The organism is Pyxidicoccus sp. M15 (genome assembly GCF_056858435.1).
On sequence record NZ_CM166495.1, the window covers coordinates 5,805,631 to 5,823,943 of the forward strand.

General features: G+C 70.2%; 14 protein-coding genes. 6 read left to right on the forward strand and 8 right to left on the reverse strand.

What is annotated here, in order from left to right:
• The first annotated feature begins 279 nt into the window (after positions 1 to 279).
• Positions 280 to 1,428, forward strand: a complete 1,149-nt coding sequence (locus ACX9TP_RS21950) for a hypothetical protein (RefSeq protein ID WP_482981675.1) — start codon at positions 280 to 282, stop codon at positions 1,426 to 1,428.
• Positions 1,429 to 1,441: 13 nt separating this feature from the next.
• Complete coding sequence (locus tag ACX9TP_RS21955; RefSeq protein WP_482981676.1) at positions 1,442 to 2,323, forward strand: hypothetical protein; 882 nt, start codon at positions 1,442 to 1,444, stop codon at positions 2,321 to 2,323.
• 12 nt (positions 2,324 to 2,335) lie between these two features.
• Here ACX9TP_RS21955 and ACX9TP_RS21960 read toward each other — a convergent pair whose 3' ends face one another.
• The 3 genes from ACX9TP_RS21960 to ACX9TP_RS21970 form a co-directional block, all read right to left on the reverse strand.
• Positions 2,336 to 3,355: a formylglycine-generating enzyme family protein gene (locus ACX9TP_RS21960; RefSeq protein WP_482981677.1), complete on the reverse strand. Its 1,020-nt coding sequence runs from the start codon at positions 3,353 to 3,355 to the stop codon at positions 2,336 to 2,338.
• Positions 3,356 to 3,501: 146 nt separating this feature from the next.
• Complete coding sequence (locus ACX9TP_RS21965; RefSeq protein WP_482981678.1) at positions 3,502 to 5,370, reverse strand: hypothetical protein; 1,869 nt, start codon at positions 5,368 to 5,370, stop codon at positions 3,502 to 3,504.
• Between the two features lie 8 nt (positions 5,371 to 5,378).
• Positions 5,379 to 6,272 carry a hypothetical protein gene (locus tag ACX9TP_RS21970; RefSeq protein WP_482981679.1) on the reverse strand — a complete coding sequence of 298 codons (894 nt, stop codon included), beginning with the start codon at positions 6,270 to 6,272 and terminating at the stop codon, positions 5,379 to 5,381.
• 624 nt (positions 6,273 to 6,896) lie between these two features.
• Here ACX9TP_RS21970 and ACX9TP_RS21975 point away from each other — a divergent pair.
• Complete coding sequence (locus tag ACX9TP_RS21975; RefSeq protein WP_482981680.1) at positions 6,897 to 8,657, forward strand: SulP family inorganic anion transporter; 1,761 nt, start codon at positions 6,897 to 6,899, stop codon at positions 8,655 to 8,657.
• Between the two features lie 47 nt (positions 8,658 to 8,704).
• On the opposite strand, the gene ACX9TP_RS21980 is transcribed toward ACX9TP_RS21975, so the two are convergent.
• Positions 8,705 to 9,481, reverse strand: coding sequence for a zinc-dependent metalloprotease (locus ACX9TP_RS21980; RefSeq protein ID WP_482981681.1), 777 nt, complete (start codon positions 9,479 to 9,481; stop codon positions 8,705 to 8,707).
• Between the two features lie 92 nt (positions 9,482 to 9,573).
• Positions 9,574 to 11,022 carry an FAD-binding protein gene (locus tag ACX9TP_RS21985; RefSeq protein ID WP_482981682.1) on the reverse strand — a complete coding sequence of 483 codons (1,449 nt, stop codon included), beginning with the start codon at positions 11,020 to 11,022 and terminating at the stop codon, positions 9,574 to 9,576.
• Between the two features lie 301 nt (positions 11,023 to 11,323).
• On the opposite strand from ACX9TP_RS21985, the gene ACX9TP_RS21990 reads away from it, so the two are divergent.
• Positions 11,324 to 12,688, forward strand: coding sequence for a M57 family metalloprotease (locus ACX9TP_RS21990; protein ID WP_482981683.1), 1,365 nt, complete (start codon positions 11,324 to 11,326; stop codon positions 12,686 to 12,688).
• A 96-nt stretch (positions 12,689 to 12,784) separates the two neighbouring features.
• On the opposite strand, the gene ACX9TP_RS21995 is transcribed toward ACX9TP_RS21990, so the two are convergent.
• A complete protein-coding gene (locus ACX9TP_RS21995) occupies positions 12,785 to 13,423 on the reverse strand; it encodes a DinB family protein (RefSeq protein WP_482981684.1) in 639 nt (212 codons plus the stop codon).
• 157 nt (positions 13,424 to 13,580) lie between these two features.
• Positions 13,581 to 13,958, reverse strand: a complete 378-nt coding sequence (locus ACX9TP_RS22000; RefSeq protein ID WP_482981685.1) for a DUF1304 domain-containing protein — start codon at positions 13,956 to 13,958, stop codon at positions 13,581 to 13,583.
• Positions 13,959 to 14,050: 92 nt separating this feature from the next.
• On the opposite strand from ACX9TP_RS22000, the gene ACX9TP_RS22005 reads away from it, so the two are divergent.
• Positions 14,051 to 14,644: a TetR/AcrR family transcriptional regulator gene (locus ACX9TP_RS22005; RefSeq protein WP_482981686.1), complete on the forward strand. Its 594-nt coding sequence runs from the start codon at positions 14,051 to 14,053 to the stop codon at positions 14,642 to 14,644.
• A gap of 294 nt (positions 14,645 to 14,938) precedes the next feature.
• Positions 14,939 to 16,606 (forward strand): hypothetical protein, encoded by a 1,668-nt coding sequence (locus ACX9TP_RS22010; RefSeq protein WP_482981687.1) that lies wholly within the window; start codon positions 14,939 to 14,941, stop codon positions 16,604 to 16,606.
• Positions 16,607 to 16,747: 141 nt separating this feature from the next.
• On the opposite strand, the gene ACX9TP_RS22015 is transcribed toward ACX9TP_RS22010, so the two are convergent.
• On the reverse strand, positions 16,748 to 18,190 hold the full coding sequence (locus ACX9TP_RS22015; RefSeq protein WP_482981688.1) for a serine/threonine protein kinase: 1,443 nt from the start codon (positions 18,188 to 18,190) through the stop codon (positions 16,748 to 16,750).
• Positions 18,191 to 18,313 lie beyond the last annotated feature (123 nt).

The following is an 18,313-nucleotide window of genomic DNA, read 5'->3' on the forward strand; positions in this document are numbered from 1 at the left end:
AGCCGGCCGGGCGTCATGGGCCGCCCTCCGCGGATGCCGTGAAGCTCTGCCCGGACGGAGGGGCTGTCATCGTTCCCGGGCGGGAGCACGCGAGCCCCCGGATGGAGGGCCTCCCGTCCCGTCCGTCCCGTGCGCACCGGAGGCGCGGCGCCCCTCTGGCCGCCTGGATTGTCAATGCCGGGGCTCGGGCACACCCTGGAGTGGCGGGCGCCCGCGCAGGCCCGCCCGTGGCCGGCCCGTGGGGCTGGTGCCCCCGTGACTGCCTGGATGCCTCCAACCATGGACAAGTCCTCCCCATCCACCGACTTCTCCATCGTGCGGGGCGGGCCGCTGTTCAAGTGCGAGAGCAAGCTCCATCTCGTCCAGCCCAACCGTGCCGACAGGCGCCGGTGCATGCTCGCCTTCATCTTCCTGACCTGGCTGCCCATCCCCTTCCTCGCGCTGGCTCAAGGCCGCGCGGCGCTGCACGCCCTGTTCTCGGAGATGCAGGTCCATGCCCAGTTGCTGGTGGCGCTGACGGTGCTCATCGCGGCCGAGCCCTATGTCGACAATCACACCTCCCGGGCCGCGCGCCAGCTCCGCGTCTCACACCTGGTGGGAGTGGGAAGCCGGTCCGCCTTGGAGGATGCCGCCCGCGCGGCGATGCGCTGGCGGGACAGCAGCCTCGCCGAGGCCTGCCTGCTGCTTGCCGCCTTCGCGCTCGTGCTCGTGACACCGCATGAGCAATCCCGGGAATGGATGTTCAACGAGGCGGGGGGCGCGCCCTCCCCGGCGGGCTGGTGGTACATGACCGTGAGCCAGCCCCTGGTCCGGTTCCTGGCGCTGCGGTGGGTGTGGCGCGCCGTCGTGTGGGCCCGCTTCCTGTTCCGCGTCTCGCGGCTGCCGCTCGCGCTGGTGCCCACGCATCCGGACATGTCGGGCGGCCTGGGCTTCCTGGCCATCAGCCAGTCCAGCTTCGCGCCGGTGGTGTTCGCGCTGTCCGCGGGGCTGGCGGCGCACCAGTGGAGGCTCCAGCCCCACGGCGTCGTGATGGATCCGCTGACCTACGCCATTCCCCAGGTGGTGCTCGGAGGGCTCCTGGCGCTCGCCGTCTATGCGCCGCTGGGGTTCTTCACCCCCCAGCTCGTGAAGGCCAAGCGGCGGGGAGACATGCGGTTCTCCGCGCTCGCGGCCTGGCACTCGCGGCGGTTCGAGCGCAAGTGGTTTCGCGACGACGTCAGCACGGAGGTGCTGGGCGCGCCCGACTTCTCCTCCCTGACCGACCTGGGAAGCTCCTTCGCCACTGCCCGGAAGATGCGGCTGTTCCCGTTCGAGCCGCGCTCGCTGACGGGCCTGCTCGCCGCGGCGCTCGCGCCGCTGGCCATCCTGCTGATCATGGACCGGGAGTTCCTCGCGGTCCTCAAGCAGATCCACGAAGGGCTGCCCTGAAAGGGGAGGGGCCATGCTGAGGACCGTCATCATCTTCGTGCTGTCCAACGTCATCTTGCTGGCCATGTTCTCCGCCGGGCTGATGCGGCGCCTGGGAGATTTCCGGCACGTGCGCCAGCGCCCGGGGCTCTACGCGCGGGCCCTGGCCGTGGTGCTGGTGGTGGTGCCGCTGGTGGCGTACGTGCTGGTGCGGCTGCTCAGGCTGCCCCCGGTGGCGGCGGCCGCCATCATGCTCACGGCCATCTGTCCCGGTGCGCCCCTGCAGGTGAACCAGGCGAAGTCGCTGAAGGCCAGTGCGACGACGTCGCTCAACCTGCTGCTGCTGCTGGCCCTGTGCGCCATCGTCACCGTGCCGCTCTGGGTCAACGTGCTGAGCCGCGTGACGGGGTTCCAGCTCCAGGCCACTCCCGGGCTGGTGCTGCGCACGCTGCTCGTGAAGCTCCTCCCGCCGCTGTTGGCGGGCATGGCCGTCAACTACTTCTTCCCGCGCGTGGCGCCGGTGCTGGCCGTGTGGGTCGACCGCGTGTTCAACGTGCTCCTGCTGGCGGTCGCGGGGGTCGTCATCGTCCTGGCGGGGCCGCGGTTGATGGAGCTCGGGGTGACCACCATCCTGGCGCTGGTGCTGCTCGTGTCCATCGCGGACTTCCTGGGACACCAGGCGGGCGGACCGCGGCCCGAGGACCGCAAGGCCGTGGCGCTGGCCGCCGCGCTGGCCCACCCGGCGCTGACGATGACCATCATCATCCAGAGCTACCCACGCATGCGGGCGCTGGAGGTGGCGGCGGTGGTGGGCGCCTTGATCCTGGTCCGCCTGCTCGCGCTGATTCCCTACAAGCTCTGGATGAAGCGGCGGGAGCGGGCGGACCGGGTGCCTCCGGGCAGCGTGCCCACCTGACGCCGCCCGTCATCAACGGCCCGCGGGGCGCACGATGCAGCGGAAGCCGATGTGGCTGGAGCCGCTCTCCACGGCCTGGGGCGAGCGCGCCGCCGGGCGGTAGCGCAGGCAGTAGTTGGGCGCGCACAGGTAGCTGCCGCCCTTGAGCACGCGGCGGGGGATGTTCACCTGGGGCATGCCGGGGTCCTTGCTGCCGTTTGCGTGGGCGGGCCCGCGCGGGTTGACGGGGATGCAGCAGGCCTTGCCCTTGTTGCCCGTGTGGCGTGACTGGAACCAGTCCGTGGTCCACTCCCACACGTTGCCGGCCATCTCGTGCAGGCCGTAGCCGTTGGGCGGGAAGCTGCCCACGGCGCAGGTGCCCTCGTGGCCGTCCTCGCGCAGGTTCTGCCAGGGGAACTCGCCCTGCCAGGTGTTGGCCAGGTGCTTGCCGCCGGGGGTGAACTCGTCTCCCCAGCAGTACTCCTGGCGCTCCAGCCCGCCGCGCGCGGCGCGCTCCCACTCGGCCTCTGACGGCAGCGCCTTGCCGGCCCAGGTGGCATAGGCCTCCGCGTCCTCGAAGGCGATGTGCACCACGGGGTGCTTGCCGCGTCCCTTGAGGTTGCTGCCGGGCCCCTCCGGGTGCCGCCAGCTCGCGCCCGGCACGTAGGCCCACCAGCGCGAGAGGTCCCGCAGGTCGACGCGGCCCGCGGCCTTCCGGAAGACGAGCGAGCCGGGCACCAGCAGCTCCGGGAGGGCGCCGGGGTAGTCCGCGGGGTTCAGCGGGCGCTCGGCCACGGTGACGTAGCGCGTGGCGTCCACGAAGTGGGCGAACTGCATGTTCGTCACCGTGAAGCGGTCCATCCAGAAGCCGGAGACCGTCACCTGGTGGGCGGGAGCCTCCTCGGGATAGTGGTGGTCCGAGCCCATCCAGTACGTCCCGCCCGGCACCCACGTCATGTCCGGGAAGGGCGCTTCGCCCGGCGGAGGCTCGGAGACAGGCGAGGGCTCCGGCTCCATCCGCCTCGCGGCCTCGCTGCTCATGTCCATGCTCATGCCTGGCTCCTCGGGGGATGGCGTCGGTGGACGCACGCTCCGCCGGAGGCAACCTGGACGCACCGGAGGACGAAGGCACCGGTCCTCGGGGGTGGGGCGTGGACTGGAAGTGGACGAAGCCGTGGTCCTGGCGGGGCCCGGGTGTGTCAGGGCGACGGCTTCGCCAGCCGGTCCTCGTACCAGCGCCGGGCATTCCCGAGCTGGACGCGGGTGTTCCCGGACGTCACCTCCACGGCGCCGGTGATGCCGTCCATCGTCGCCAGCACCAGGGCGTGGGTGGCACCGCGGGACAGGTCCATCCGGCCCTCGAGCTCGAGGTTCTCGTCCTTGATGCGCAGCTCCCGCACCTGGATGCCCGCGGCGCCCACCTGTACCCGTCCGGAGACCTCGAGGTCCCGGGCCGACAGCAGCGGGGTGAGGAAGCGGTGCAGCTTCTTGTGCCCGGTGAGCACCGCGACGATGGGGTCCGCGGTGGCGAAGCGGGAGGAGAACCGCGCCTCCAGCTCCGGAGGCGACAGCCTCAGCGTGGCGCGGGGGAGGGTGAAGGTGCCGCTCCAGCCGCGCACCTTCGCGGCGTCCAGGTCCGCGGACACCTGGCTCAGCCGCAGCGTCGTCCCATCCAGCCCCAGGGCCCTGCCGTGCAGCGCGAGCCGCCGCGTGTCGAGCTCCGCGTACGCCCGCCCGAGCCACCGGTCGTCACCCGTTCGTGCCTCGACGAGGTCGGTGCCCAGGGTGAGGTGCATCGCCCTCTGCTCGTGCTCGGACTCACCATGGCCCGCGGCCTTCACCGTGACGCTGCCGGAGTCCACGCGGAACGTCTTCCCCGTCCAGGTGTTGAGCATCCGCAGGTCCACCGGCTTGCTGGGCGCCACGCGCAGCTCCTGCTGGATGTCCGGCACCGGGAGCCCCAGGCGCGGCTCCGCATGGAAGGCGAGCGCCACCTCGGGCAGCTCCAGCAGCCGCGCATGAAGGCCCTCCACCCGGACGGAGGAGAGCGTGAGCTGCAGCCGGCCGCGCGGCGCGGCGCCTGCGTCCGCCTCCACGGTGCCGCCGACGTGCCAGGACGTCCGCACGTGCGCGGGCCCGAGCCGCAGGCGCAGCGGTGCGCCGTGGGCCTCCACGCGACTGCCCGGCTCCAGCCGGCCCTGCTGGACGCCCAGCTCCACGGCCAGCGTGCCGGCGCCGCCATGGAGCCCCACCTGCGCGTGCGGGGACAGGTGCGGCTCGAGCCAGTCCAGGGAGGACAGGTCCGCCCTGGCCCGGAGCCGCCCGCTCAGGCCTCCCAGGACGTCCCAGCCCTCTTCGGGGCTCCTCCGGGTGGCCTCGAGCGAGAAGTGGGTGGACAGCACGTGCAGCCGCGCGACCCGCTGCTCCTGGACCTCCACGAAGCCGCGCTCCAGGTGGACCTGCCCGGCGTCCACCGTGAGCCGCTGGCCGGCGACGAGGTGCACGGTGCCCCGCGCGTCCGCGGGCCCGACATAGCGCGTGGTGCCGAAGGCCAGCTCGCGCGCGTCCCGGACCTCCAGGTCGCGCAGCCTCACCTGCCACGGGTGGGGCGTGAGGGGCCTCGGTGGCGTGCGCTCCCCGGGCGGCAGCGGGTCCACCCGCGCGCGCACACCCAGGGCCCGGCCCCCCTCGGCCTCGACCTGGCGGCGGAACAGGGCGGCCAGGGACAGCTGCGTCTCCACCTCGTCCGCTTCGATGTGCCAGCGCACGTGCGTGCCGCGCTGCTCCACGAAGAAGCCGTGGGCCTGGAACCGGCCCGGCCACGGCCACCAGGCCCGGCTCCAGCCCAGCTGCGTGCGCGGCGCGACGCGGTGGACGAGCGCCGGGACGAGCGGCGTGTTGAGCGCGAGGTTGAGCAGCCCCTCCAGGAGCAGCACCGCGCCCAGCCCCCAGGCGAGCACGCGCAGCCACCGCGGCCAGCGCGCGCGGGGCGGGGGAGGTGCGCGCGCCGCGCTGTCATGCGGCGCGGGCATCGGCGGCTCGCTGTGGCACGGCTCGGGGGCTGACACGCCGGGGCTCACCAGATGTAGCGGAGGATGAACTGGCCGTAGCTGAGCGTGGGCGTGTCGGACTCGAGCGCGTTGCCGTCCGCGTCGATTCCGATGCGGGGTGCGGCATTCAGCGTCGTCACGGCGCCCAGGCCGACCTGCAGGTTGGGCCGGCCGGAGTAGTAGAGCCCGAGCGCGACGGTGCTCGCCTTCAACGTCCTGTCGGGCAGGCGCGCCTCGCTCTCCTCTCCGGTGGTGAACAGGTACTCACCCATGATGGCCACGGGGACTCCATGGGGCGCGAAGTCCGCGGTGAGCGCGGCCCCCAGGTTGACGCGCGCCGCATGGGTCTTCTGGGTGAGGCGGTCGCCGAGCTCCGAGTCGAAGGGATTGCGCTCTCGCCACGCGTACTCGCCCTGCGCGGAGGCCTGGAGTGAGAACGTCCGGCTGAAGGCCTGGGCCAGGTACGCGCCGCCGTTCACCGAGGTCTCCGTCGCGGGCACGAGGAGGAACCGGCCCAGACTGCCCAGGACCAGCTGCTCGAGCGTCAGCCCCGGCGAGTCCAGGATGCTGGTGACCAGCGGGAGGACGGTGACCTCCTTGCCGTTCTGGTAGCCGAAGTTGCCGCGCACGGAGACCTGCGTCCCGCTGCGCTCGTTGTGCCACACGCGCACGATGGCGCCCGCCTGGCCGATCAGCTCCACCGACGCGCCGTCCACCAGCAGGGAGCGCGCGTTGGCACCGGTGATGATGGTGCCTCGCGCGAAGCCCGCCACGCCCAGCCAGTCCGTGAGGGCGAAGCCCAGGTCCAGCGTCTGCTGGACACCCGTGAGCAGCACGTCCGTCGTGCCCACGCTGCCGATGGGCAGGTCCGGCACGTCGTAGCGAGCGACGCCCTCCCGGAGGCCCACGTTCGTGGTCACGAAGGCGCTCTGCTGGAGGATGGGAAACTGGAACGTATGTCCGCCCAGCTGCCGCGTGTCGGCGGTATGGCAGTCGGGCGCTTTAGCAACGGGGGGGCTTTCAGCGGCGGACGTGTTTGCAGGAAGTGCCGCGCTCAGCAGCAGGAGCAGCCCCACGGTCATCGGTTTCATGGGCTTCCAACGTGGGAGGGCCCTTCCCCGGTCGCCACTGGACGGGGAGCGGGGTCGTTCGTCGCGGCCCGCACCTCCCTTTCATCCTCCGGGGCACCTTCTCGGCCCTGCTCGATGCACCACGGGCCTGGGTCGCCACGCCGGTGCAAGCGTCCTGAAGCTTGTGGGGGCCACTCCCGCGGGGCACTGGCCCGGAGTCGCGGGCGGCCTAGCTTTCCGGCAACCCAGGCTGTGGCACGGATTCCTCTCGCTCGAGGAGCGCTTCCGCACGGCGATGGCCCGCCAGCAGGTGCTGGCGGCTCCCGCGCGGTAGGGCAGGGACACACCACGCGGTGTGCCGGCGTTGCTCGACGACGTACACCGACGCGTCTCCTGGGCGGTAGGGGCCGCGGGTCGGCGAGCACGCTCCCCCGGGTGCACCCGCGGTTCCGGCTGCGAGAGGAGTGAGAGGCGATGAAGTTCTCGGCGGCGGCGGTGTGGCAGGCGGCGAAGCGCGGGGTGCCCGGGCTGCGGCTGGCGCAGGGCTATTCGGGCCGCGTGTTCCAGGCGGACGCGCTGTCCGCGCTCACCATTGGCGCGATGCTCATCCCCCAGGGGCTCGCCTACGCGCAGATTGCCGGGGTGCGCCCGGCGGCGGGGCTCTACGCGGGCATCGCGGGCATGCTGGCCTACGCGCTGTTCGGGCCCTCGCGGCACCTCATCGTCGGGCCCGAAGCGGGGGCGGCCATCCTCACCGCGGCGGCCATCGCCCCGTTGGCGGCGGGGGCGGACTCCGCGCGCCAGGCGTCACTGGTGGCGCTGCTCGCGCTGATGGTGGGCGTGCTGAGCCTCCTGGGTGGACTGCTGAAGGCGGGCGCGCTCGCGGACTTCCTGTCCCGGCCCATCCTCGTCGGCTACACCAACGGCGCGGCGCTGATCATCATCGGCAGCCAGCTGGCGAGGCTCTTCGGGCTGGAGCGCAAGGCGGACGACTTCGCCGGTCAGGTGTACGAGGTGGGAGCGAACGTGCAGCGGGCCCACCTGCCCACGCTGTGGCTCGGCCTGGGCATCATCGGGTTGCTGGTGCTGCTGCGGCGCTTCCTGCCGAAAGCCCCCGGTCCGCTCATCCTGGTGGTCCTGACCACGGTGGCGGGTCAGCTGTTCCAGCTGGCGCACGGCGGCATCAAGGTGGTGGGCGAGCTGTCCGCGACGCCGCCCGGCTTCGCGCTGCCGTCCGTCCAGTTCGAGGACGTGCGCGCGCTGCTGCCGGCGGCCTTCAGCCTGGCGCTCGTCAACTACGCCGGCTCGGTGCTCACCGGACGCATCTACGCGGACAGGTTCCGCTACCGGCTGGACGCGCATCAGGAGTTCATCGGTCAGGCCGCGGCGAATCTGGCCACCGCCTTCACGCAGGGCTTCCCCGTCACGGGCAGTGACTCCCGCACGGCGGTGAATGCGTCCATGGGGGGACGGACGCAGTGGGTGGGGGTGATGGCGGCGGGGGTGGTGCTCGTCTTCGCGCTGTTCCTGACGCCGCTGCTGCGCAACCTCCCCATGGTGACGCTGGGGGCCATCGTCGTGGTGGCCGCCGTGTACCTGATGGATGTGCGGTCCATCGTGGACCTGTGGCGCGTCCGGCCCGTGGAGGCGGCGCTCGCGGTGGTGACGATGGTGGGGGTGCTGGTGCTGGGCATCCTCCAGGGCATCCTCGTGGCGGTGGCGCTGGCGCTGGTAGACCTCATCCGCCGGGCGGCCCGGCCGCACGACGCGGTGCTGGGGACGAGGGAAGGGGTGCCGGGCTACCACGACATCAAGCGGCACGAGGACGCGGAGACGGTTCCGGGGCTCGTGGTGTACCGGTTCGACGCGCCCATCTTCTTCGCGAACGCGCGGCACCTGAGGGAGGAGGCGCGGGCCCTGGTATCGGGGGCACGCGCGCCGGTGCGGTGGTTCGTGCTGGATGCGTCCGCCGTGTTCGACCTGGACGTCACCGCGGCCGAGGGGCTGGAGAAGCTGCGGAGGGAGTTCGAGGAGGAGGGCGTGGTGCTGGGCATCGCCGAGGCCCGGGCGCCGATGCGGCGGATGCTGCGGCGCACGGGGCTGGCGGAGCGGATGGGACGGGAGAACCTCCATCCGACGGTGGGCGCGGCGGTGCGGAGCTTCCTGGCGCTTCAGGCCGAGGCGGCGGGCCCGCCGCATGGACGCGGCCCGCCAGGGCCTCCCGCGGTGCATTGAGGGAGGTGCTATTCGAAATGGAGCCGGTCTCCTTCAGCCGCCTGTGCTCAGCAGCTGTAGAGGTACTTCAGCGCCAGGATGTCGCTGTTGCTGAACTCGCCGCTTTCGGTCGACCGGAAGCAGGAGTTCATGATGGACCCTCCCACCGTGGCCGTGCTCGGCGTCCCGGGGATGAGGATGGCGCCCACGCCAGCGGTTCCCTCGCTGCCGCCAGAGCCGCAGCTGATGGCCCGGTTGTAGTAGTCCGAGTGGCGGAGTCCGAGCGCGTGGCCCAGCTCGTGGGTGATGACGTGCTCGACCACGTCCACGCTGTAGGCGTTCAGCCCGGTGCCGATATTGATGACGCCGTAGGGCACGCCGCCCGAGGGGAAGCCCGCGGAGCCGCCGGTGCCGGACGTGGTCTGCGCGGTGATGTTCGCGTCACAGCCGGTGGTCGGCCCCCGCGCCATGGAGAAGCAGAGTCCCAGGGCGTTGTAGTTGGCGAGCGCCATATCCAGCCCCTGGCTCAGCCGCGAGTAGCTGTTGAACGCGGACGTGGGGTTGACGCAGATCTTCCGGATGAGGGGGACACCGACGATGTTGGTCGTGCGGTACTGCTCCTCGCTCCCCTCGCTGCTCTGGAGCATCTCCCGGGACGCCTCGAGGGTGACGTGGCCATCTCGCCCCACGTACACGGCACCCTCGGAGACCTGGATGTCGTCGGCCCGAAACCCGGCCTCGACCAGGTTGGAGATGATCTCCTCGTTCTCGAGCTGCGGGTCGGTGTCGCAGCCGGCCAGCAACGCGCCACAGCTCACCACGAAGACTGCCGCCTTCTTGAACATGGTTGTCTCCCCTTTGGGTCCTGAAGCGGACGACAGGGTTTTCTAGGACATCTCACCGGCGGAGACAAACAATCCAAGACTAACCGGCAAGGTCAGAAAATACCCTGTCCCGGCGTGAGGATGCGGTCCGGGTCGTAGCGCCGCTTCGCGTGCTCGAAGCGCTCCCAGTAGGGGTGGAAGTGGCGGCGCCAGTCGGCGGGGCTCAAGGGCACGGCGTCGACGGGGTAGATCTTCCCGCCAATGGCGGTGAGCCGGTCGAAGATGGCGCGGTTCTTCTGCAGCAGGGACGCCACGTTCTCCGGCGTCGGGGGAATGGCGGTGCGCAGCAGCGAGAAGAGGAAGACGTGCCGGTCCGTGGGCGTGCGCAGGAAGGGCGTGGTCAGCTCGGCGGAGCGGAAGGGGTAGAGGAGGATGGGCCCCTGGCCCATGTCCTCCACTGTGGTCTGCGCGAGGACCTCCTGGACGAAGGCCTCCGCGGCCCGGGCGGGGACGAACATGTCCAGCCACGGGTGGGGGAAGCCCCAGATGCCGAGCTGCTTGAGCAGCTCGATGAGCGGCGCGAGCCGGTTGGCGAAGTCGAAGTAGCTGCCGTCGTTCGCCTGGAGCGTCCCGGGCAGGAAGCCCAGCCCCGCGAGCAGCCGCTCATCGTTCGGCTCCGAGCCCGGGGTGAAGTACTTCACCACCTCGAGCTGATACGCCCAGCCCCCGTTGGAGGCGACCGCGGAGCCCTCGACGTAGTCGAAGCGGCCGTCCTCGATGAGCCGCCGCTGGTCCTCCATGAAGCGGTGGAGGTCGTTGTACAGGGCGGTGTACGTCCGGGCGCGGGGCGGCACGTCGACGAGCCGCACGCGGGCGCGCACGATGATGCCGAACTGCCCCAGCCCCGAGCGCACGGCGTCGAACAGGGGCCGCTCCCGCCAGCGCGAGCACCGCACGAGCTCACCCCGGCCCGTGACGACGTCCAGCTCCAGCACGTTGTCCACCTGGAGGCCGTGGCGGAACGCCTGTCCGCCAATGCCTCCCGCCGACAGAGAGCCACCGATGCTCAGCTCGATGTAGTCGGTGAGCACCGGGGGGCTCTTGCCGGAGGGCAGCGAGGCCTGCAGCAGCTCGTGCCACCGGACGCCCGCATCCACCCAGGCGCTGTCCTCGCAAACCTCGTGGATGGTGGACAGCGTGGACATGTCGATGACGATGCCCGCCGGCACCATGGACTGGCCGAAGGTGCTGTGGCTCTCACCGAGCCCCCGAGCGGCGGCAATCCTCAGGCCCTGGCGCCGCGCGAAGCGGACCATGGCCACGATGTCCTTCACCGAGCCGGGGACGAGCACGGCCCACGGCGTGCGGTGGATGATGTGGCCGAAATCGTCCGCCGCGGCGGTCCGCGACGCCGCGTCCATCAGCAGCTCGCCGTCCAGCGGCGGGAGGGGCACCGCGCTCGCTTCCAGCGTGGAGGCCCAGCTGCGGCTCATGGGGTTGAAGGCCACCGCCGCCAACGCACCCTGGAGCAACGACCTTCGGGAGACGACTCGACTCGACATGGACTCCTCCTGATGCTTCGGAGGTTTCTAGCCCGGGCCCCTGACCCCAACAATCGCACTCCCCTCGGGCTCCAGTGGCCACGGGTGGACCTGGAAACGACGAGGGGCCCGGCGCGACGGCCGGTCAGGCGTCGCCCACCAAGATGACTCGTCTACGTTTGCTTGAATATAAGAGAAAGCTAATATTTCGTGTTTTACTGATTGGTCGGGGGATTGCTCAGGTATAGGGGCGGGTGGGCGCGGCTGGCCCTCCCAGGGACAGCAGCGCCTACACCCTGTCGTTCCTCGAAAAGGAAGCCCCATGCGCAAGCTGTCCATGGCGTTGCTGGTCGGTGTCACCCTCGTCGGTTGCGGTGTCGACCCGGAAGCCGAGAACCAGGAGATCGTCTCCAACCTGATCGAGGCCGGTTTTCCGGCCGATGACATCATGGTCGCCGACGGTGCCGTGTACGTGGGCCGCGACGCTCACGTCACCCTCGAGGCGTCTCGCGAGATGCTCCAGGTCCCCGCGGAGAGCGCCGAGCAGTACCGCACGACCAACCTCGTCGGCTCGAGCGTGACGAAGATCTGCGTCAACCCCACCTCCACGTTCAACACCTATACCGCCCTGAGCCAGGGGCTCGACCTGGCCATCGCCAACTACAATGAGCGGGGTCTGCGCATCACCTTCGCGCGCGGCCCGACCACCGGCTGCACCGCGAACATCACCGCGCAGACCACGTCCGGCACCGGCGGCTCCGCGGGCTTCCCCTCGGGCGGCCTGCCCTACGGCATCATCAACATCGGCACCGGCCTGCAGAGCTACAGCGTCGACGTGAACGAGCACGTCATCGCCCACGAGCTGGGCCACGCCATCGGCTTCCGCCACACGGACTACTACAACCGGTCCATCAGCTGCGGCGCCGGCGGCGACGAGGGAGATGCCGGCGTGGGCGCCATCCACATCCCCGGGACGCCGACCACGGCCGTCGTGGGCGGTTCGGTCATGAACTCCTGCTTCCGGTCGACCGAGACCGGCGAGTGGACCAGCTCCGACATCACCGCGCTGGACGCCCTCTACCCGGGCGGCGGTTCGGTCGCGAGCTGCTCCAGCTACAACTTCACGACCTACCGCGGGCAGAACGGGACGCAGGTCCAGTGCAGCTGCGCGGCGGGGAGCACGGGGACCGTGTGGGGGACGGACCTCTACACCGACGACTCGAGCGTCTGCGCCGCCGCGGTGCACGCCGGTGCGATTCCCTCCAGCGGTGGGACGGTGGTCGTCACCATCCAGCCGGGGCAGGGCAGCTACACGGGGACGACCCGTAACGGCATCACCACGTTGTCCTACGGCGCCTGGGGAGGGAGCTTCTCCCTCACCGGCACGACGCCCCTTCCGAGCAGCTGCTCCAACTACAATTTCACGTCGTACCGCGGGCAGAACGGGACGCAGGTCCGGTGCAGCTGCGCGTCGGTGAGCGCGGGAGCCGTGTGGGGGACGGACATCTATACCGACGACTCGAATGTCTGCGCGGCCGCGGTGCATGCCGGTGCGATTCCCTCCACGGGCGGGACGGTGGTCGTCACCATCCGGCCGGGACAGGGCAGCTACACGGGCACGACCCGTAACGGCATCACCACGTTGTCCTACGGCGCCTGGGCAGGAAGCTTCTCCCTCAGCCCGTAGTCGCCACGCCTGATTCCGGTGGCAGGAACGAGGGGCGCTGTCGCAGGGCGCCCCTCGTTCGCGTCAAGGACAGGGCCCTCCGGGGGGCCGCCCCGGTCAGGGCGCGTGTCCGCCCGCGAGGAGCTGGGCCTCGTGCATGGCCTCGCTCATCTCGAAGTAGGGAATCTTGGGCTCCCGGTCGAGCAGGCGCGCGTACTGCGCGAGGGCGCCGCGGTGGTGCGCCGTGTGGTCGATCATGATCTCCAGCGCCTCCTGCGGCGTCCTGAGGCGGATGGGGTTCTCCGGGAGCGGCAGCAGCAGCTCCTCCCGGGAGAGCTGGCCATACAGCTCCGCGGCCAGGGCCATCGTCTCGTCGAAGGCGTGGAGCGCGAAGGCCAGCGGGCTCTCCGTGTCGCTTCCACCGGACAGGTTCTCGTTGGAGACCTTCGTCCACTCCATGCTGGTGAAGCCCGGGCCCAGCCCGAGCCAGGCCTGGCCCTCGCCCCGGTAGCTCTTCCACTCCCGCCCCTTGAAGCGCTCCATGGCCGGGAAGACGCCCGCGAGGAACAGCTCCAACCCCGCGGTGACGTGGTGGACGTGGCCCACCACGCTCAGCATCCCCGGACGGGGCTGGAAGTCGGCATCCTGTTCCTGGAAGGCCTGCAGGGTCCGGCGGAAGAACTGCTTGTGCGCGCGGATGCGAACAGCGGATTCCAGCTCCGGCGGGGCGGCTGCATCAGGGGTGTGAGCGGTCATACGTGTCCGGCAGGTCGAGGTTGCAGGTGGCTTCGGCTCAGGGGGGACTGAGCAACATCGAGGCCAGGGTGCGCCCAGAGGAAGGCACCTCGTCACGTGTAGAACCGAGAGCAACAGCTGCGCTGGAGCTGTGGACCCGAGGGCAACGTTTCCAGGACTAAAAGGCGATGAGAAGGAGCGCCAGCAGCGGCAGGGCGCCCTGGACGAGGCTCGCGGTGAAGAAGCGGCGATTGGACGCCACCAGCACCAGGGCCGCCAGCACCATGCACGCGCAGCCGAAGACGACGGCCGCCACGCCCGAGACAGCCGCGCCGGTGTACGTGAGCGCCACGCCCACGAAGACGCCCAGCGCGAGGAACAGGTTGTAGAAGCCCTGGTTGAGCGCCATCGGCCGCATCACGTCCGCGTCCGCCTGCGACTTCAGCCCGAAGCGCCGCCACACCTTCGGCTGCGAGAAGACGATGCTCTCCATCACGAAGAACAGCACATGGATGGCGGCGGCGATGAGCGCGAAGACCTGGGCCAACAGCGACATGGTGACTCCCCTCCCGAGTTGCGGCTATTCTGGACCAATCAGTTCCGAATCGATATTGGAACGTTCGGTTCACAATTGTCAAGGAGGGTGCCGTGGCGCGCACGCGTGAGTTCGACGAGACGGTGGCGGTGCGTGCGGCGCTGGGGGTGTTCTGGTCCAAAGGCTACGAGGCCACGTCGCTGGCGGACCTGGAGGCGGCGACGGGGCTGAGCCGCTCCAGCCTGTACCAGGCGTTCGAGAGCAAGCGGGGGTTGTTCTCGCGGGCGGTCGCGCTGTACCTGCGGGAGGTCATCACGCCCCGGCTGGGTGTCTTCGCCACGGGCACGCCCGGGCTGGAGCAGGTGACGACCTACTTCGAAGCGCTCGCGACGACGATGGGGACCGCGCCGCCGGCCCTGACGCGGCGGGGGTGCCTGCTCGTCAACACCGCCACGGAGCTGGCGCCGCACGACGAGGCCGCGCACCAGGCCGTGGAGGACTACCGCGCCCTGTTGCAGGGACACCTGACGCGGGCGCTGGAGGGGGCCGCGCGGGCGGGGACGCTGCCGCGGAAGACGGTGGCCCGCCGCGTGGAGCTGCTGCTGGGCGCGGTGATTGGCGTGCTCGTCACGGCGCGGGTGGACCCGGCGGCGGCCGCCCGGTTGGCGAGGGCGACGGCGAGCGAAGCGGCGGGTTGGGCGGAGTAGGGCATTCAGGTGACCCGCCCCCAGGCTTCAAGCCCTGAAGGGCGCTGGTGGGTGCTGGGCGACCCACCTCACGGCGAGCGACATCCATGGCGACCGGGAGCGAAGCCCCTCACGCCTGGTCCCAAACGCCAACACCCCGGGTCCGCTCATTTCCTCTCTTCATGGCCCGCGCTGGCTGGTGGATTTCCACATGCCGCATCGGGTCGAACCTTTGTGCGTCTGCGTATGCAACTTTTAAAAGGCTGGCCCCATAATCAGGCAATCCAAGAAGTAGAAACTGCCTGAGGAATTCCCATGAAGGTCGGTGAGCGTCCACCCGCGGTCTCCACTCGCAAGACTGAGAGCACCCAGAGCCCCCAGACGTCCCAGCCGACGAAGAGCGCGGAGCTGGCGTTCCTGGACTCCCTGAGGGCCACCATGGCGACGACGGCCGTGGCGCCCACCGCGCGGACCGCCGCCCCGGCGGCCGTCTTCACGGCCCCGGCGGCCCAGAAGAGTGCGCCCACGCAGGCGATGCTCCCACCCTCTGAGACCGCGCTGTCTCCGGAGCGGATGGCGCGCGCCGTCGACAACGCCATCCGCGCCGCGGCCGCGGAGGGCGAGCCGCTTCCCGGCGGGGCCGGGCGGAACGACCTCTACCAGTACGCGGTGATGATGCAGAAGGCCGGCTGCAACGACGCCGCGCTGATGGAGTCCACGCTCAAGGGCATGGTGTCCGAGCTGCGCCACGGCCCGCTCTATCCCAAGACCGACGCCGACTTCAAAGCGCTGACGGACATGGCCTTCAAGCGCGCCTACGAGAACAAGCAGTACCCGACGAGCGCCGAGGAGTACGGCCGCTACCGCGAGATGGCCAACAAGATGGCCGCCGACGGCAAGACCTTCATGGAGATCAGCTATGCCATCTCCGACAAGGCCATGAACGTCCGGAACTACGGGGGCGAGCCGGATTCGGACATCGCCATCGGGACCGCCATCGACAAGGCGTTCAAGCGCGCCAACGAGAATCCCAACTACCGGACGAGCGAGAGCGACTACAAGAAGTACGAGGCCCTGGCCAGGGAGATGGCCGCCGACGGCAAGGACTCCGAAGCCATCAGCTACGCCATCTCGGACAAGATCTCCAACGTCCTCGCCTTCGGAGGCGATCCGGATTCGCCCGTCGCCATCGGGAACGCCATCGACAAGGCATTCAAGCGCGCCTACGAAAATCCCAACTACAGGACGACCAGCGGCGACCACCAGAAGTACGAGGCCATCGCCAAGAAGATGGCCGAAGAGGGCAAGGACTCCGCGGCCATCATGTATGCCATTGCGGACAAGATCACCAACGTCCTCGTCTTCGGAGGTGATCCGGATTCGCCCGTCGCCATCAGGAACGCCATCGACAAGGCGTTCAAGCGCGCCCACGAAAATCCCAACTACAGGATGACCAGCGGCGACTTCCAGAAGTACGAGGCCATCGCCAAGAAGATGGCCGAGGAGGGCAAGGACTCCTCGGCCATCAGCTACGCCATCTCGGACAAGATCACCAACGTCCTCGTCTACGGAGGCGATCCGGATTCGCCCATCGCCATCAAGAACGCCATCGACAAGGCGTTCAAGCGCGCCCACGAGAATCCCAACTACCGGACGACCGAGAGCGACTACCAGCGGTACGATGCCCTGGCCAGGCAGATGGCCGCCGAGGGCAAGGACTCCGAAGCCATCAGCTACGCCGTTTCGGACAGGGTATCGGACCGGAACAAGTACGGCGGCGACCACACCGACCGGCACGTGCAGGACGGCATCCTCGAGCGCTCGTTCCGCGCGGTGCTCGAGGGCGCCTACCGGAAGCCCCTGCCGAAGGAGGAGGAGCGGTGGCGGGCCCTCATCGCGCAGTTGGGGGAGGAGGGCAAGCTGTGCAGTGAAATCGAGGCCAAGCTCCGCTCGGATCTGCAGGTCGCCTACCACAACCTCTGAGGCACTCGAGCTCCCTCCGGAGCCCTCGCCAGGAGGGCTCCGGACCCCGGACGCGTCGCGGAGGGTGTCTGGCGTCAGAAGCTCACCCGGGCTCCTCCTCGGGTTGGGACCGGGCGACCCGTCGGGCTCTGGAGCAACTGGCTAGGGACTGTCGTCTCGCTTCGCGGGGCCCGAGGTGGCGGGGCGTGGCGGAGCCAGGACGGGGAGGTAGCACGCGCCCTTGTATTCAAAGCCGTCTTCACCACCACAGTCCTTCAGCTCCACGGCCAGTTTCGTCCAACAACCGCCGTTGATTGCCACCTGCACCGTGCCAGGACAGCGGCCCCTGCCGTCCGGGCGCCGCTGCCCTGGGAAGGGTTTCGGTGGCACGTCGACCGCGATGGATGCCCACACGGAGGGCATTTGCTCGGGCTTCACTGGCGCCATCAGTGCGGAGTCCCCGGCGGCCACGGTGCCGGCATCCGCTGACTCTTCTTCCTGCTCAGCAAGATGGGGCGCTGCGGGCTCCTCCGTGCGACTCACGCTCAGCAGCCCCCCGGCGCTCAGCGCCAGTGTGCCTCCGAGGCCGGCGGCCGCGAACCAGGGCCACCTGCGCATGCGAGGGGGGCGCAGCACCGTGACGCGCTGGGGCATGGGGAAGCGGCCCGCGAGCCGCGGCTCTTCTCCCGTGAAGAGAGGCGCATCCGCTTCGTGTCCTGCTCTGCGCGCAGCCTGCTCCAGCGCTTCCGCTACCTCCCGCGCGCTGCCGCGCACCTCGGGGTGCGGCGAGAGCATCCGGGACACCAGCGCGCTCAGCTCCGGAGTGCAGCGGGGGTTGCCCACTCGCGCCGTCCAGTGCTCCAGCGCCTCGGTGCGCCAGAGCCAGTCATCCTCATGCCCCGGGTGCGCTGACGGTGGGTACTTCGCGGTGACGAGTCGGTAGGCCGTCACCCCCAGGGCAAAGACGTCATCCGCGGGCCCCGGGGGATACGGGACGTCCAGGGGCTTGCGGGTGTGCAGCACGAAGCGCCATGCCTCGGGCGAGCGGTAGGCCGGGGTGCCGGGAGGAAATGGCTGCAAGGTCAGCGTGGCGGCTCCCAGGTGGTGGCCAGAGCCGAAGTCCATGAGGAAGGGCTGAGCGTCTGCCCGCCGGACGCGGATGTTGTCACCCTTCACATCGCGGTGGAGGCCTCCGGCCGAATGCGTGGCGTCCAGGGCACGGGCCAGCCGGGCCAGGAGCTGAAGCACCTGCCGTGAAGACGGGCGCTGAGCCTGGGCCCAGGCATAGAGCGGAAGGCCTTCCACCCACTCCATGACAACCCATGCGTAGGACTCGCCCTCCCGCGGCTGCCAGTGGCCATTGTCTATCAGGCGCGGGACCGCGGGGTGGCGGATGCGGCCGAGCAGCTCGGCCTCACGCGCGAAGCGCGCATCCCCGGGGTGCAGGGCCAGCTTGAGGGCCACGGCGTCCCCTGCCTGCCCCTTCGCGGGCACGGCGCGGTAGACGACTCCGTAGGCGCCCCGGCCGCGCTGCTCCAGCAGACGCCACGGGCCGAGTCGCATCCCGGGGGGCAGGATTCCCGGATTGAGGTCGTCAAACTCCATGAGGCTCCTCGTGAGGCGGTCCGCACCGCGCACGAGGAGACTACTCGCGAGGTAGTTGGACTCCAACGTCATCCGTCAGGTGGACGGCGGCCCTCCACACCGGACTGACGCGGGGAGTCCGCA